11 protein-coding genes are annotated in these 15,531 nt (G+C 61.2%); 8 read left to right on the top strand and 3 right to left on the bottom strand.

Going from position 1 to position 15,531, the window contains the following annotated elements:
- Positions 1 to 44: 44 nt before the first annotated feature.
- From FJ974_RS20150 to FJ974_RS20120, 7 genes are all read left to right on the top strand, one after another.
- Positions 45 to 3,197, top strand: a complete 3,153-nt coding sequence (locus FJ974_RS20150) for a class I SAM-dependent DNA methyltransferase (protein ID WP_226891641.1) — start codon at positions 45 to 47, stop codon at positions 3,195 to 3,197.
- On the top strand, positions 3,194 to 3,874 hold the full coding sequence (locus tag FJ974_RS20145; RefSeq protein ID WP_140537733.1) for a hypothetical protein: 681 nt from the start codon (positions 3,194 to 3,196) through the stop codon (positions 3,872 to 3,874). Before FJ974_RS20150 ends, FJ974_RS20145 begins: the two co-directional genes overlap by 4 nt.
- Positions 3,875 to 4,211: 337 nt before the next feature.
- Positions 4,212 to 5,267 (top strand): LacI family DNA-binding transcriptional regulator, encoded by a 1,056-nt coding sequence (locus FJ974_RS20140; protein ID WP_140537735.1) that lies wholly within the window; start codon positions 4,212 to 4,214, stop codon positions 5,265 to 5,267.
- 88 nt (positions 5,268 to 5,355) lie between these two features.
- A complete protein-coding gene (locus FJ974_RS20135; protein WP_140537737.1) occupies positions 5,356 to 6,603 on the top strand; it encodes an ABC transporter substrate-binding protein in 1,248 nt (415 codons plus the stop codon).
- 367 nt (positions 6,604 to 6,970) lie between these two features.
- A complete protein-coding gene (locus FJ974_RS20130) occupies positions 6,971 to 7,897 on the top strand; it encodes a carbohydrate ABC transporter permease (RefSeq protein ID WP_140537739.1) in 927 nt (308 codons plus the stop codon).
- Positions 7,897 to 8,754 carry a carbohydrate ABC transporter permease gene (locus tag FJ974_RS20125; protein WP_140537741.1) on the top strand — a complete coding sequence of 286 codons (858 nt, stop codon included), beginning with the start codon at positions 7,897 to 7,899 and terminating at the stop codon, positions 8,752 to 8,754. Before FJ974_RS20130 ends, FJ974_RS20125 begins: the two co-directional genes overlap by 1 nt.
- Before the next feature lie 27 nt (positions 8,755 to 8,781).
- Positions 8,782 to 10,737: a glycoside hydrolase family 127 protein gene (locus tag FJ974_RS20120; RefSeq protein WP_140537743.1), complete on the top strand. Its 1,956-nt coding sequence runs from the start codon at positions 8,782 to 8,784 to the stop codon at positions 10,735 to 10,737.
- A 6-nt stretch (positions 10,738 to 10,743) separates the two neighbouring features.
- On the opposite strand, the gene FJ974_RS20115 is transcribed toward FJ974_RS20120, so the two are convergent.
- The 3 genes from FJ974_RS20115 to FJ974_RS20105 all read right to left on the bottom strand — a co-directional run bounded on the left by FJ974_RS20115 (position 10,744) and on the right by FJ974_RS20105 (position 14,218).
- Positions 10,744 to 11,547, bottom strand: coding sequence for an endonuclease/exonuclease/phosphatase family protein (locus FJ974_RS20115; RefSeq protein WP_140537745.1), 804 nt, complete (start codon positions 11,545 to 11,547; stop codon positions 10,744 to 10,746).
- 25 nt (positions 11,548 to 11,572) lie between these two features.
- Complete coding sequence (locus FJ974_RS20110) at positions 11,573 to 13,033, bottom strand: phospholipase D-like domain-containing protein (RefSeq protein ID WP_140537747.1); 1,461 nt, start codon at positions 13,031 to 13,033, stop codon at positions 11,573 to 11,575.
- Between the two features lie 150 nt (positions 13,034 to 13,183).
- Positions 13,184 to 14,218: a LacI family DNA-binding transcriptional regulator gene (locus FJ974_RS20105; RefSeq protein WP_140537749.1), complete on the bottom strand. Its 1,035-nt coding sequence runs from the start codon at positions 14,216 to 14,218 to the stop codon at positions 13,184 to 13,186.
- A 193-nt stretch (positions 14,219 to 14,411) separates the two neighbouring features.
- Here FJ974_RS20105 and FJ974_RS20100 point away from each other — a divergent pair, with 193 nt between their 5' ends.
- Complete coding sequence (locus tag FJ974_RS20100; protein ID WP_140537751.1) at positions 14,412 to 15,458, top strand: sterol desaturase family protein; 1,047 nt, start codon at positions 14,412 to 14,414, stop codon at positions 15,456 to 15,458.
- Positions 15,459 to 15,531: the final 73 nt, after the last annotated feature.

The following is a 15,531-nucleotide window of genomic DNA, read 5'->3' as shown; positions in this document are numbered from 1 at the left end:
CATCTACCACTGTGCGCGCAAGAAGGGTCGTTGCTTTGAACGCAATGACCCCACTTGCCGCGTTGGTCCTCAAAGGCGTCGGCTATCTCGAGCCGGACGGCACGCCGTCGGAAGGTCTCGTTCTCCCAGGCCGCGAGCGTCTGTCCGCGGGCGATGGCGCGCGCGTGGCACCGTTGATGTCGAGCAACCAAGGCGGATTGGGGGCCGAGGCCGTGTTCAAAGTTGGAACCGCACCGGTCATCGTGTTCAAGTCATCTGATGGGACGTCCGATCTTGAAACCGAGTGGCACCGTCTAGCATGGAATTTTGGGGTCGCTCCGCTTCTGTGGGTAACAACACCGCAATATGTCCGAATCTACAATGCGTATCAACCACCGGAAGCCTTTGGGCATAAAACGCCTTTGCTGGGTGAGTTCCCACTCTCTGTCGACATCGAAACTGCGTTGTCGCAGGTTGGCGCGGTTTGCGGACGCCGTCATGTAGCTATGGGTGGGTTCTGGCGTTCAGAATTCGCGCGCCCCGTCGATCGGCGTTCACGAATAGATAACATCCTTCTACATGAACTAACCGCGCTCCTCCGCGATCTGGTTAGGCGAGGTGTCCGATCTGCTCTGGCGCAGAAGCTTGTCGGCCGCTGTATCTTCTTCCAATATCTTGTGCATCGTGGCTATGTACTGGACACCGAGCTCGAAGCTCGCTTCGGCGGCAGCAGGCTGCACAGTATTTTGCAGAATCTCGACAACACTTATGCACTTTTTCGTTGGATCCGAACTACGTTCAACGGTGACCTCTTCCCAATTGAGGACGAGGCGGCCGAACGTGAGCAACTCGGCCATTCCGCGACGCTTCTGACGCCGCTAAGCGACTTCTTCGGCCATTTTAATATTTCGGACAAACAAGGACGATTATTTCCGTTTCGCTTTGATGCAATCCCAGTCGAACTGATCAGCTCGATCTACGAGAAATTTGTCCACATGGCGGACACCGACGGCGAGCAAAAGCTCGGCGTTCACTATACACCAATCAATCTGGTCGACCTTGTTCTTGACCCAGTATTCGAGAGCCTTGCCCCGTCGGCTCGCATATTAGATCCAGCTTGCGGATCAGGTGTGTTTCTGGTGGAAAGCCTGCGCCGCCTTGTTTGGCTCCGCTCCCGCGAGATGCCACTAACCCGCGACCTGGTCCGCGACACCCTCATGTGTCAAATCCGCGGTGTAGATATCAGTCCGGCTGCTCTTTCGGTCGCCGCCTTCAGTCTTTACCTGGCACTTCTCGAACTCGACCCCGCACCGCCACGCGGGCTCGATGCGCTTGATTGCTTGAAGTTCGAACCTCTCCACAATCGAGTGTTGTTTCCCACCAGTACGTTCAACCCACATTTATCCACGCGTCTCGATGATAGCGGACTTTTAGGTGAGACACGGTTTGACGCCATCGTCGGGAATCCACCTTGGACCCACGACCCCAAAGCCAAACATGCTGATAAAACTCTAGCGAAGCGAGAGCGGGAGGCTACTGCGCGCGGAGAGGATTCCGAGCAGGTCGAAGCTGAGCCTGAACGCCGATCTGGCATTACGTACGCTCGTCGTGCTGGTGTTCCCCTTCCGCCACGCTCGAACGACTGGGCTTTTCTGTGGCGCTGCCTCGATTTCTCGAACCCTGACACACGACTTGCGCTGGTAATGAAGGCCACGCCCTTCTTTAGCCTCGAACGCGGCGCTGCAGAGCGGCGAGATCAACTGTTTCGCGCATTCCCGAACGTCAGTCTCGTAAACCTCGCCCAATTGCGGCTTTCTCGACTATTCCAAGAGTACGAGGCTGAGCAGGGCGAAGCCAAAGCCGCAGCCGGTCCGGCTCTGCTTTTCTTCTCCAATTGCTTGCCTGTTGACGCCGGTACGGTGACCGTAATCAACCTACCGTGGACGCCGACGTTTCAGAATACGGGCATTTTCGAGCTTCCAGCAGATCCGGCGAAGGGTATGCGTCTAACGTTGCTCGCAACACGTCCGGAGCTGCTTAAGACTGCCGCCTACGGCGAGGAGCGCGACTCGTGGTTCCTAGAACGGCTCGCACGAAACAAACGCACGGTGACCTTTGCGGCAATGCTATCGGAATTCGGTCTCCCCGCAGGGCAGGGCTATCAGCCGGGCAGCAAATACTCCGCCGACCATCTTCGAGGTTTGCCCTTGTTGACCACCCGCGATTTCCGCGCGATGCGCGTTGAGCGCAACCTCCCCCAATTCGAGGCATACCGCGCTTACCGCGCATACAGCCGTGAGCGGTATGCTGGCCCGCTGGTCATTCTTCCCGAAGGGGGGCTGACCGCAGCATTGGAACGAGGTCGGTACACGGCGGCATTCGACAAGCGAGACGTCGTCTATAATGAGTCTTTTATTGGAGTGTCGTACGCCGGAGTGGGAGAAACATTTGCCCGTGCATTCAGCGCAGTGATGAATTCTTCGCTTATTGCATATCAACTGGCATTCATTGGCTGTACACTCGGCATCAAACAAACAAAGGTTGAGCGTGTCGATCTAGATAATGTTCGACTCCCTCGCCTCGACCTTCTGAGCTCCGCGGAGCTCAAGCAACTTGTCGACATTGAAGGCGAGTTGGCAACCACGTCGGCACCAAGCTCTGTCCTGAACAGGCTTGACTTACTCGTCTACGAAATCTGCGGCTTAGTTCCTGCAGAACGAGCGTTGCTTGGGGATGCGGTTCGTCGTGCTCGCGCGGTCATTTTTGAAACGCACAACGACCGGGCGTCCATGGACATTGCCCCTACCGACACAGAAATCATGGCCTATGCGCGCAACTTATGCCAAGCATTCAACGAATATGCCGATGATCCGAACGATCTCGCGCTCATTCCACAATACTACGCGCCTGCCTCCAACGATATGGTGGTTATACGCTTCAGCTTGAGCCGAAGATATGCAGAAATCTCTAATCCTATTTCTGCGTCTCTCTCAGAAGTTGCGCCTGAGAACCTTTCGGCTGCGTTGGGTGGATCCGAGTTGCCTTATCTCAAGGCGCTTCGCAGTCTGCGCCTCTATGTGCAGGACACGCTGATTGTTGCAAAGCCGGCACGTTACCGTTGTTTCACGCCGGCTGCCGCGTGGACAGATGGTGATCGCGTGCTCGCTGACCTGATGCAACCTGTGGAGAGCGTAGATTTTGGTGGTGCGATAGCGTGAGCGTCCTTAGTGACCATCTTGGCGCCACCGGTTCAGCAACTCTTGCTAACAACTTTTATCGTGTTCAGCCGCAAATTTTACGCCGCGTTCTTGCCGCAATGAACGAGGCCGTCACAGCTACTACAGCGCTACTTGGTGATGTACGTCATCTAGAACCACGGTTCACGCGGCAATTAGCATCGTGTTTCGAAGACGCCCGCGACGCGACGGGAGGCCTCCGCTATCACATCGAGCATCAGGGTGAGTTGCCGATCGTCGATGCGGATGGGCGAGTCGTCGCGTTCCGCCGCTTGGACATCCGCATTCTATTCAGCCAGCAAGTTGGACGCCGCGGAGATTATCTTTGCATAGAATGCAAATACCTTGAAGCGGACAATCGCCGATTCGATGATGAATATGTTACTGAAGGAGTAGATCGAATTGTAACCGGCGCTTATGCGCGCGGTCATGGTTTTGCAGTCATGGCGGGACTGGAACGGGTCGGGCCAATTACTCGGACGGTGGAGAACATTAACGAGCGTCTAACGCAACGATATGGATCAGATCAGGGTCTCAAGCCTGCGCCTCGGTGGCGCCTCGGCTCGGCACACGAAAGCGAGCATGCACAGGCTGGCGGTCCTCATCGGATCGTATTGGTGCATGTCTTCTGGCCCGTGGTTTCTACAGCAAGTTGCTAGCCTGCCAACAGGCCGATAGGTGAGGAGATCATGATGCCGGCGCCTATAGTCCTTAAACGCTCGTGTACAGGCTCGGTGACGGAAAATCTTTCCAAAAGGAGGACATTCTCCTGTCCCCGAGAACTGGTGGCGATGACCGCTTATGGCGAAAGCGGTCATTGACGAACAACCGTGTCGGCTGCTTATCATCCCCTTGCCAACCCCGCCACCTTCCCCTAATCTCCCTCTGAGAAAACCTTTTCCCAACCCGCACCGCGCCCGCTGACCTCACCAGGTCATCACCGCGCAGGCCGATAAGAGAAAACCTTTTCCCAACGGGGGGGAATCCACCGCGCCTATGTCCGCCGACGCCGAGCCAGCGCCAGTCTCCGCCAAGACCCCGGTCACCCTGCGCGAGGTGGCCGCCGCGGCCGGCGTCAGCGTGGCGACGGCTTCCAAGGCGCTGAACGGGCAGGGGCGCATGACCGCGGAGACGCGTGAGCGCATTCGCGAGACGGCGCGGCTGCTCGGCTTCCGGCCGAACGGCCTGGCGCAGAGCCTGCTGCGCAAGCGCTCCTTCACCGTCGGCCTGCTCACCAACGATACCTATGGCCGCTTCTCGCTGCCGCTGATGGCCGGCGTTTCGGATGCGCTGGTCGACAATGGCGTGTCGGTGTTCCTGTGCAATGTCGAGGACGACATGCGGCTCGCCCAGTTGCATGTCGAGGCCATGCTCGACAAGCGCGTCGACGGCATCATCGCCACGGGAAAACGCATCGACCGCCACCTGCCGGTCGATCTCGCAGACCTGCGCGTGCCCGTGGTCTACGCCTTCACCCAGCCGGATCCCGGCGCGGTCGGCCTCGTCTCCGATGATGCCGGCGGCGCGCGGCTGGCGGTCGAGCACTTTTTGCGGCTCGGGCGCTGGCGCATTGCCCATGTCAGCGGCCCGGCGAGCTTCGCCGTGGTGCACGCGCGAGCTGAGGCCTATCGCGATGTTCTCAGGGAGAACGGCCTGCCGGTCGGCGAGCCGCTGCTGGGCGCCTGGTCGGAAGCCTGGGGCCACGATGCAGTGGCGAAACTGTTCGGCAACGGCCGAGGCAGGGAAGGGTGGCCGGACGCCGTCTTCTGCGGCAACGACCAGATCGCCCGCGGCGTCATCGATGCGCTACGCGAACGCGGCATCCGTGTGCCCGACGATGTCGGCGTCATCGGCTTCGACAATTGGGAGATCGTGGCCGAGGCGACGCGCCCGCCGCTCACCTCGGTCGACATGAATCTTTCGACGCTCGGCCGCGAGGCCGGGCTCGCCCTGCTTTCGCTCGTGGGCGGCCAGCCGGCCGCGCCGGGCATCCGGAAACTGCCGTGCCGGCTGGTGGTGCGTCAGTCATGCGGCCGTCCAGTGGGCGGCTGAGACGTGAAGGAAGAAAACGGCCGTGACGCATCCGACCCCCGCGGGTGGCACGACTAAAACTGGGAGGAGAACCATGAGGAGGAATAAAGTGAAGACCATGATTGCCAAACTGGCGCTCGCCGCCGCAATGATCGGCTGCGGCCTGCAGGCGGCGTCCGCCGAGACCGCCAACATCTGGGTGCGCGCCGACGGCTCGAATTTCATGCCGCGCATCGTCGATGCCTTTAACAAGGCGCATAAGGACCAGATCAAGCTCGACATCATCCCCAATGCCGAGATCATCCCGAAATACGGCGCGGCGGCCGCCGGAGGCACCGCGCCCGACGCGCTCTCGCTCGACCTGATCTACACGCCGTCCTTCGCCGCCGCGGGCCAACTGGAGGACATCACCGACTGGGCGAAATCCCTGCCTTACTTCGCCAGCTTGTCGCCGGCGCATGTCAAGACCGGCACCTATAAGGACCGCATCTACGGCCTGCCTTTCTCTGCCGACGCCTCGGTGCTGATCTGGAACAAGAAGCTGTTCAAGCAGGCCGGGCTCGACCCTGAAAAGGGCCCGACCAACTGGGCCGAGATCGAGGCCGACGCCGAGAAGGTCGACGCGCTCGGCGGCGACATCAAGGGCTTCTACTTTTCCGGCAATTGCGGCGGCTGCAATATCTTCACCTTCACGCCGCTGATCTGGGCCTCCGGCGGTGACATCCTGTCCGAGGACGGCTCGAAGGCGACGCTGGACAGCCCGCAGCTGCGCGGCGCCATCGACCTCTACCGCTCGATGGTGAAGAAGGGCCTGGTGCCGGAAGGCGCCCAGACCGACACCGGCGCCAACTTCTTCGCTGCCTTCGCCGGCGGCAATATCGGCATTTCGCCGTCCGGCGCTTTCGCCATCGGCGCGCTCAACACGCAATATCCCAATGTCGACTACGGCATCACCTTCCTGCCGGGCAAGGATGGCGGCTGGTCGTCCTTTGCCGGCGGCGACAATTTTGTCGTTACCAAGGGCACCAAGAAGATCGAGGTGGTGAAGCAGTTCCTCGACTTCGCCTATTCGCTGGAGGGCCAGACCATCCTTGCCAAATATGGCAGCCTGCCGGTGCGGGGCGACATCGCCAAGGAGGCGTTGAAGGACCTCGACCCGCGCTACCAGGTGGCGGCCGAGGCGATGGCCAAGGGCAAGACGCCCTATTCGGTGGTGTTCAACGACCTGATCAACTCCGCCAACGGCCCGTGGACGCAGATGGTCAACGAGGTGTTCTTCGGCGACGATGTCGACGGCGCCATCAAAAACGCGCAGGAGACCATGCAATCGATCATCGACCAGGCGCCGAACAAGTAACACCAGGGCCAGCCGGCGGCGAGGATTGCGCAACGCCTCGCCGCCAAGGCTCTGACCGGCCGCCCGCCCCGTCTCCCTGGCCGGGCGGCCGGGGACTGTATCGCTGAATGACAGGGATTATCGTGTTGAGACAACACTTATACATCTCGATGGGCAACCGGATTGCGGTCGGCAGTTCGGGGCGCCGGCGGGCTGGCTCCCCCTTCTCCCCTTGTGGGAGAAGGTGGCCGAGCGAAGCTCGGTCGGATGAGGTGTGCTCCAGGGAAAGCCAACGTCTCACTCCGCTGGAACACCCCTCATCCGTCTCGGCGCTGCGCGCCGATCCACCTTCTCCCACAAGGGGAGAAGGGGAGGCGAGTGGCCGGCCATGACCACCATCGCAGCAACCTCCGCTCCGGTACGCGCCAGAAAGCTCGTCGGCGCCGGCCGCCGGCAATGGGTGGGCCTGCTCTATGTCTTGCCGGCCGTGGCCCTCGTCACCGTCTTCTTCGTCATCCCGCTTGGCATGACGGCGTGGATGTCGCTTCACAACTGGCCTCTGATGGGCGAGCATGCCTTCGTCGGCCTCGACAATTACTTCGCCATCCTGCGCGACACCCGCTTCTGGAACGCGCTCCGGTTCACCGCCTATTATACGGTGATCGTCACCATCGCGATTTTCGCCGTCGCCTTTCCGCTGGCGATCTTCATCGAGCGTCCGCGTCCGCTGACCAACCTTTACCGCACCGCCTTCTTCATGCCGGCGGTGGTCGGCTTCGCCTCGGCGAGCCTGCTCTGGTCGTGGCTCCTGAATGTCGATTCCGGCCTGTTCAGCCCGGCCGCCTACGATCTTGGCCTGATCGACAAGAAGTTCAACCTGCTCGCCACCTTCCAGCCGGCCTTCTGGTCGATCATCGCCATGGTGGTGTGGAAGGTCGCCGGCTTCACCATGATCATCCTGATGACCGGCCTGCAGTCGATCCCGCAGGATTTGCAGGAGGCGGCCGTCATTGATGGGGCAGGGCCTTTCGCCAGGTTCAGGGCGATCACCTTGCCGCTGATGCGCCGCACGCTGGCGTTGGCGCTGATCCTGTCGGTCGCAGGCTCGATCCTTGCCTTCGACCAGTTCTACATCATCTTGCGCGGCGGCCCGCGCAACCAGACGCTGACCGCGGTCTACTGGATCTTCAACCAGTCCTTCGTGTCATTCAAATTAGGCTACGGCGCCGCACTTTCCATGGTGCTTTTGGTCATCCTGGTGGCGCTCAGCCTCATTCAGCTCTGGCTGCTGCGCAAACCCGAGGGGCTCGACTGATGGCCGAGGCGATGTCGCAGAACCGCAAGGCAGCCTTCAGCCTCGCCAGGCACTCCACCGGCGTGATCGCCTCGGTGCTGTTCCTGGCGCCGATCGTGTGGACCGTGCTCTCCACCTTCAAGCCGGCGCAGGAAGCGCGCCAGCCGCCGCTGCCGCCCTGGCCGACCACCGGCTTCTCGATCGAGAATTATCAAACGCTGAACACCTTTGGCGACGGGCTCTGGGCCTCGGCGCAGAATAGCATCTATGTCTCGGTGATGACGGTGATCCTGTCGGTGCTGGTCAGCGTGCTCGCCGGCTACGGCTTCTCGCGCTTCCGCTTTCCCTTCAGGGATTTCTTCTTCATCCTCATCCTGTCGACGATCATGATCCCGTTCCAGTCGATCCTGACGCCTATCTTCCTGGTGCTGACCAGGCTCGGTCTGCACAACACGCTGACCGGGCTGGTCTGCGTCTACGTCACGCTGCAGCTGCCGTTCTCGATCTTCATGATGCGCAATGCCTTCGACGCCGTGCCGCGCGAGATCGAGGAGGCGGCGCGCATGGACGGCGCCAACAACGTCACCATGCTTTTGAAGGTGATGCTGCCGCTGGTCTGGCCAGGGGTCGTCACGATCGCGCTGTTCGCCTTCCTCGGCGCCTGGAACGAGTTCCTCGCCGCGCTCGTGCTGATGACCGACCAATCGAAGTTCACCCTGCCGGTGATGATGACGGCACTTCAGTCCGGCCGCTTCGGCGCCATCGACTGGGGTGCTGTCCAGGCGGGCGTCACGGTGATGATGGTGCCCTGCCTGATCCTGTTCCTGGCGCTGCAGCGCTTCTACATCCGCGGCCTGATGGCCGGGGCCGTCAAGTAATTCCCTGAATTCGAATGGAGTGACGTCATGACCGCACCGCAACCCGCCCAGACCGGCGCCAAGCCGAAGCTCGCGTTCCGGCCGTTGCCTGTGCCGCAAGTCGATGTCCGCGGTTTCTGGGGCGACCGTGTCGACGCGGTCGCCGCCAAGACCGCCGGCATCCTCTATGACCGCTGCGTCGAGGCGCGCATGCTGGAGCAGATCGATCCGGATGTGCCGTCGCCGGGCGTCGTCATCCCGTTCCATGTCAATGACGGTTTCACCGCCAGCACCGTGACGACGCAGATGTTCTGGGATTCCGACTGGGGCAAGACCATCGAGACCGCCGCCTATTCGCTCTACCGGCGCCGCAATCCCGATCTGGAGAAGAAGATCGACGCCGTCATCGACATGTACGGCAAGCTGCAGCAGGAAGACGGCTATCTGTCGAGCTGGTACCAGCGCATCCAGCCCGGCCTGCGCTGGACCAATCTGCGCGATTGCCACGAGCTCTATTGCGCCGGCCATCTGATCGAGGGCGCCGTCGCCTACTACCAGGCGACCGGAAAACGCAAGCTGCTCGACATCATGAGCCGCTTTGCCGACCACATCGCCTCGATGTTCGGCCCTGAGCCGGGCAAGAAAAAAGGCTATTGCGGCCATGAGGAGATCGAGCTGGCGCTGGTCAAGCTCTCGCGCGTCACCGGCGAACGCAAATATATGGAGCTGGCTAAGTACTTTATCGACCAGCGCGGGCAGCAGCCGCATTATTTCGACGAGGAGGCGCTGGCGCGCGGCGCCGACCCCAAGGATTTCCACTTCAAGACCTACGAATACAACCAGTCGCACAAGCCGGTGCGCGAGCAGGACAAGGTCGTCGGCCACGCGGTGCGGGCGATGTACCTCTATTCCGGCATGGCCGATATCGCCACCGAATATGGCGACGACACCCTCAAGGTGGCGCTCGAGCGGCTGTGGGACGATCTCACCACCAGGAGCCTCTATGTCACCGGCGGTCTCGGCCCGTCCGCCGACAATGAGGGCTTCACCAATGACTACGACCTGCCCAACGAAACCGCCTATGCCGAGACCTGCGCCTCCGTCGGCCTGGTGTTCTGGGCAAGCCGCATGCTCGGCATGGGGCCGAACGCCCGCTACGCCGACATGATGGAGCGGGCTTTGTACAACGGCTCGATCTCGGGCCTGTCGCTCGACGGCTCGCTGTTCTTCTACGAGAACCCGCTGGAAAGCCGGGGCGGCCACCACCGCTGGAAATGGCATCGCTGCCCTTGCTGCCCGCCCAATATCGGCCGCATGGTGGCGTCCATCGGCAGCTATTTCTACGGCCTGTCGGATGATGCGCTGGCGGTGCATCTCTATGGCGACTCCACCGCCCGCTTCGAAATCGCCGGCCGGCCGGTCAGCCTTGTCCAGACCAGCAATTACCCGTGGGACGGTGCGGTCTCGATCGCGATCGAGGCCGAGGCGCCGGTCGAGTTCACGCTTTACCTGCGCATGCCCGCCTGGTGCCGCAAGGCCGCGCTTCGGGTGAACGGCAAGCCGGTCGATCTCGACCAGGCGACGAGCGGCGGCTACGCCGCCATCCGCCGCGAATGGCGCCAGGGCGACCGGATCGAGCTCGACCTCGAAATGTCAATGGCCCGCCTCTTCGCCAACCCGCAAGTGCGCCAGGATATCGGCCGCGTCGCGCTGGCGCGCGGGCCGCTGATTTACTGTGTCGAGGAAACCGACAATGGTGGCGGCCTGCACCGCATCGCCTTGCCGCGCACGGCAAGCATCGAGGCGCATGCCGAGCCGAACCTGCTCGGCGGCATCGTCACCCTTTCAGCCATCGGCAGTCGGGCCGAGACGGACAACTGGGGCAGCGATCTCTACCGCCCCGAGCCGCCGACGGCCGCAGAGACGAAACTCAAGGCGGTTCCTTATTTCGCCTGGGACAATCGCGATCCCGGCGAGATGCTGGTCTGGCTGCGGGAGGGGTAAGCCGGGTTACAAATGCACGAAAGCCGTCAGCGGCAGGTGGTCGGAGGCGACGCGCGACAGCGGCGTGTCGTGCGCTTCCACCGCCGAGATCATGCCGTTGCGGTTGGCCATGATGCGGTCGAGCGCCAGCACCGGCAGCCCCGAGGGGAAGGTGGCGACCGCCGGCGGCGTCGGGCCGAAAGTGGTGTGCAGCGTGTTGAGCGCCGAGCGATTACCCAGCCGCCATTCGTTGAGGTCGCCGAGCAAAAGCGTCGGCCGCTCATCGGCGCTGTTCATGATGTCGAGCACGACGCGCGCCTGTTCGGAGCGCGAGCGGCGCAGCAGGCCAAGATGGGCGGCAATGACGCGCAGCGTGCGTTTTTCGTCGAGGTCGATCTCGGCGACCAGCGCCCCACGCGGCTCCAGGCCCGGCAGCTTGATCTGGTGGACGTCGCGCACCGTGCTGCCGCGCTTGAACAGAAGCACATTGCCACGCCAGCCGTGCCCCTTGCCGTTTCCGGAAACCGGCACCGGCACCAGGCCCGTTTCCATTTCGAGGCGGGCAAGGTCGAGCAGCCCGGCGCGGTCGCCGAAACGGTTGTCGGCCTCCTGCAGGGCAATGACGTCGGGGCTGATTTCGCGGATAACGCGCGCGGTGCGGTCGGGGTCGAATTTGCGGTCGGTGCCGATGCATTTATGGACGTTGTAGGAGGCGACAACCATTTCGGCATCATTGACCCGCTTGCGCGGCGTCGCTTTTGCCTTGCGCGCATGTCTGCTGCGGATCGACAGAAGCACCGTCTCCGGGAGGTTGCGTCCGTTTATTTCCATGCGCCTGGTGCTCTTTTTGTCTGCATTAAAGATAGGGCGATCCCAGCCATAACAAACGGTCGAAAACGCGGATGACGAACGGCCGATCTTTCAATCCCTGCAGTGTCACCGGTTTGGCCGTGGCGATCGCCGACTCGATGCGCGCGTCGATCTCGGCGGCGAAATTTGGGTCCAGAACCTCCATGTCGATTTCGAAATTCAGCCTGAGCGAGCGCGCATCGAGATTGGAGGAGCCTATATAGGCCCAGACGCCGTCGATCGACATCAGCTTCGAATGGTCGAACGCGCCTTCATGGCGCCAGACGCGGCAATAATGCTTCAGCACCTGGTCGAATTGCGCCGTCATGGCATGGTCGACGAGGAAGAGGTTGTTCACCGCCGGCACGACGATGTCGATCTCGACGCCGCGCCGGCCGGCCGTCGTCAGCGCGCTGATCAGCTCCCGATCGGGGAGGAAATAGGGCGACATGATGCGGATCGATTTGCGGGCAACCGAAAACGCCCCCATCAGCAACTTGTGGTTGGTCTCGTTCGAGGCATCGGGTCCTGTCGCCACCGCGCGCACCAGCATGGGCTGCCCGGGCGGAGGCAAGGCTCTCTCGACCTGCCAGATATCGCCTTTCAGCGCCTCGTTGCCGGCGAAGCGCCAGTCCTCGGCCGCCACCGAGAACAGGTCGGCCACCACCGGCCCGGTGACCTCGAAATGCGTATCCCTGGAGCTGTCGGAACCGGCGAATTCGGCGGAGAATCCCTTGCGGATGTTCATCCCTCCGGTGAACGCCACCGCGCCATCGACGATGAGGATCTTCCTGTGGGTCCTCAGATTGGCATAGGGAAGCCTCAACCCCATGACGATATTGCCGTTGAAAAGGTCGGCGGTGACATCCGCTTCCTTGAGATGCTTGAGGATGCTGGGCACCGAATAGCGCACGCCGACGGCATCGATCAGCACCCGCACGGCGACGCCGCGTTTGACGGCGTTGCCAAGTGTCTGGGCGAAGAGCTGTCCGACCGCATCATTGTCGAAGATATAGGTCTCTAGCAGGACGCTTCTTTTCGCCCCGTCGATCGCCCGGCACATCGCCGTGTAGGCTTCGTCGCCGGTCTTCAGGACGGCGATCGTGTTTCCCGAAGTCAGCGCGCGCCGCGTCACCCTGTCGCCAAGTGTCTTGAGGCCGATAAAGCGCTCGCCGTACTCGGCGCCGATCAGCGCCTCCAGCGCCACGTCGCGGTCGTGCCTTGCCTCGGCGGCCTCGCCGGCAATCGGCCGCATGGCGCTGATCGTGGCGCGGCGAATGCGGTTGATGCCGGCGATGGCGTAGATGATCGCGCCGAGGAAGGGCGACAAAAGCATCACGCCCACCCAGCCGGTGGCGGCCCGCACGTCTTCCTTGGTCATGATGGCGTGGACGATGCCGACAGCCGCCATGGCCAGGGAAAGGATCAGGATCAGCGTGGACCAGTGACTCGCTATCGCCTCAAACATCGTCCCGACTATTGTGCGGGTCGTCGCGGAAGGCAATGCGGCGGTTCAGCAGAAGTTTGGGGCGGGTTCATTGCGGGTGCTCGCCTTAAAGCGGACATTCCTCATTCGGGTCGTGGCATGCCGACGGCGACTCCGTAGCAGACATTTCCATCAGATATTCTCCGGCGTGACGATCTCAAAAGGTATCGACCGCTGAAGGGTGGCCAATGGTCTCTGCGGTCCGATCACATCGATCATTGTCTGCACAAGAAGGGCAGAAGCAGCTTCGAGTGGATGGCAAAGAGCTGCGGTGATCAGGCCTTCGGACAGCCCCTTTCGAGTTTCGGGACCAATGTCACGGCAAACAACCTTGATGCCCGACCGCCTCTCCGGGGACACTTCCTTCAAGGCACGAAGTACTCCGGTTATTCCACCGCCGACGATCAGAATGCCGACGAGATCATTTGTCGATTCCAAAAGCTCTGTCACCATACGGTATGCCTCGCTCGATTCCTCGTGGGTGGGGCGGCTTTCCTCGACCGTGAGCCGAGGCGCGTGCTCACGCAGATAGGAGCGGAAGCTGGCGTCAGAGACATCCTGGCACTGGTACCGGTGATTGCCTATGAAAACCGCAATGCGACCTGGGCCGTGGGTCGTTTGCGTGATCAGGAAGGCCGCGGTCCGCCCAAGCTTCCAATTGTCGGTGCCGACATAAGCCGCCCTTTCCGGCGCGGATTGATCCGTGATGTAGGAGACGACCGGTTTGCCCATCTCCTTCAGGGAACGGATGGCTTGGCCAACGATCGGGTGATCCGCCGCGACCACCGCGACAGCGTCGCATTCCTCGCCGAGCGCGATAAGACGGTTCGAAATTGTCTCCGGTGTCAAAATATCCACAAAATCGACGACAGGGTCGATGACCTCGTCCCGCCGCTCGCGACAGGCGGCGACGATCTTCTTTCCGAACAGCTGGTAGAGGTCACGGGTGGACTGCTGGAGCAGGAAACCCAATCGGTAATGCGGCGATATTTTTCGAGCTCGATCGTCAATCGCCCCGACACCGTAGAAGCCAATTTCTTCCGCCGCGCTCTGCACGCGTTGGACAGTTTTCGGCCGAACCGAAACGGTGCCACCCAGAATTCTGTTCACCGTCGCCACCGATACCCCTGCCGCGGTAGCGAGATCGTGGATTGTCGGCCGCTTCATGAACGTCCATCCCTGTCGTATCATCATGATTGAAACTAAATGATACAAATGCAATTTTGATATTATTTCTGCCTTCTCCAAATATCAACCCTCCGATATGAATTGCGCCGAGTGAGGGCTCGGTCGGCTGAGCCTCAGGGCAAGGTCCGAACCCCAAACCCCAGGCGGATCTAGGCGAGGAGGCGCTGTCGCGATGGATGACCTTCAGTATGGAACCCGCGACAAACGCGGCAATTGGGCCCCGCACCGGCGGGCCGAGCCGGCGCCGATCTGGCACCGTCCGCTCAATGCGAGGAAGGTGGTGGCGTGGATCCCCGAATTCTTCTGGCCGTGGAACACGTTCCATCTCGCGACGGCGCTCATTTGGGTAAATCTGCTTATCCCGAGCTGGCAGAGCCTCGCGCGCTTCTCGTTGCTCAACTACCTTTGGCTATACGGCCTCAACGCCGCCGGGATTTTTCTCTTTTACGGCTTCTTCGAGCTGCGCTACTACGTCCAGCGCAAGCAGCAGAACCGTTTCAAATACAATCCGAAATTTCCGTCGGACGCGCCGTCCGACGTGTTCTGGTTCCAAAGCCAGAACATCGACAATTTCGCCCGCTCGTTTTTCGTCACCATACCGCTGTGGACGGTGGTCGAGATCGTGATGCTGTGGGCCTATGCAAACAGCTGGGCGGTTTGGCTGCCTTGGACTACGAACTGGCTTTATCTATCGTTTCTGGTGCTTGTCGCGCCGGCCGTGCACGAGGTCTATTTCTTCTTCCTGCACAGGGCGATCCATTGGCCGCCGCTCTACAAATGGGTGCATTCGGTCCATCACAATTCGATCAATCCGAGCCCGTGGTCGTCGCTGTCGATGCACCCGGTCGAAGGGTTTCTCTATCATGCCGAAGCCTGGCTGCACCTGCTGATCCCTTCCAACCCTGTCTGCGCCTACTTCACGCTGCACGGAGCGGGTTTCGGCGCGGTCAACGGACACCTCGGTTTTGAAATATTCGAAATCACCGACAAAGTTAACCTCGATAGCCATTCTTATATACACTACCTGCACCACAAGTATTTCGAGGTAAATTACGGCGGCGATGGGCTGGTGCCCCTCGATAAGCTGTTCGGGACCTGGCACGACGGCAGCAAAGAGGCCGACGAGGCCATGAAGGCGCGCTTCCGCAAGAAGAAGGAAAAGATGCGAGGCCGCCAGGAAGGCCGCGGTGATCCGGCGTCCGGAATGCCGGCGGAATAACCAAGCAAACGCTGTTTCGGCTAAGCCCGTGAGGAGCGGGCCCGGAACAGGAAGACTTTTATTGAAACCCTGC

Source organism: Mesorhizobium sp. B1-1-8 (assembly GCF_006442795.2).
Lineage (GTDB): Bacteria > Pseudomonadota > Alphaproteobacteria > Rhizobiales > Rhizobiaceae > Mesorhizobium.
The sequence above is the reverse complement of the archived record's forward strand: the minus strand, read 5'-3'. Positions and strand labels throughout refer to the sequence as shown.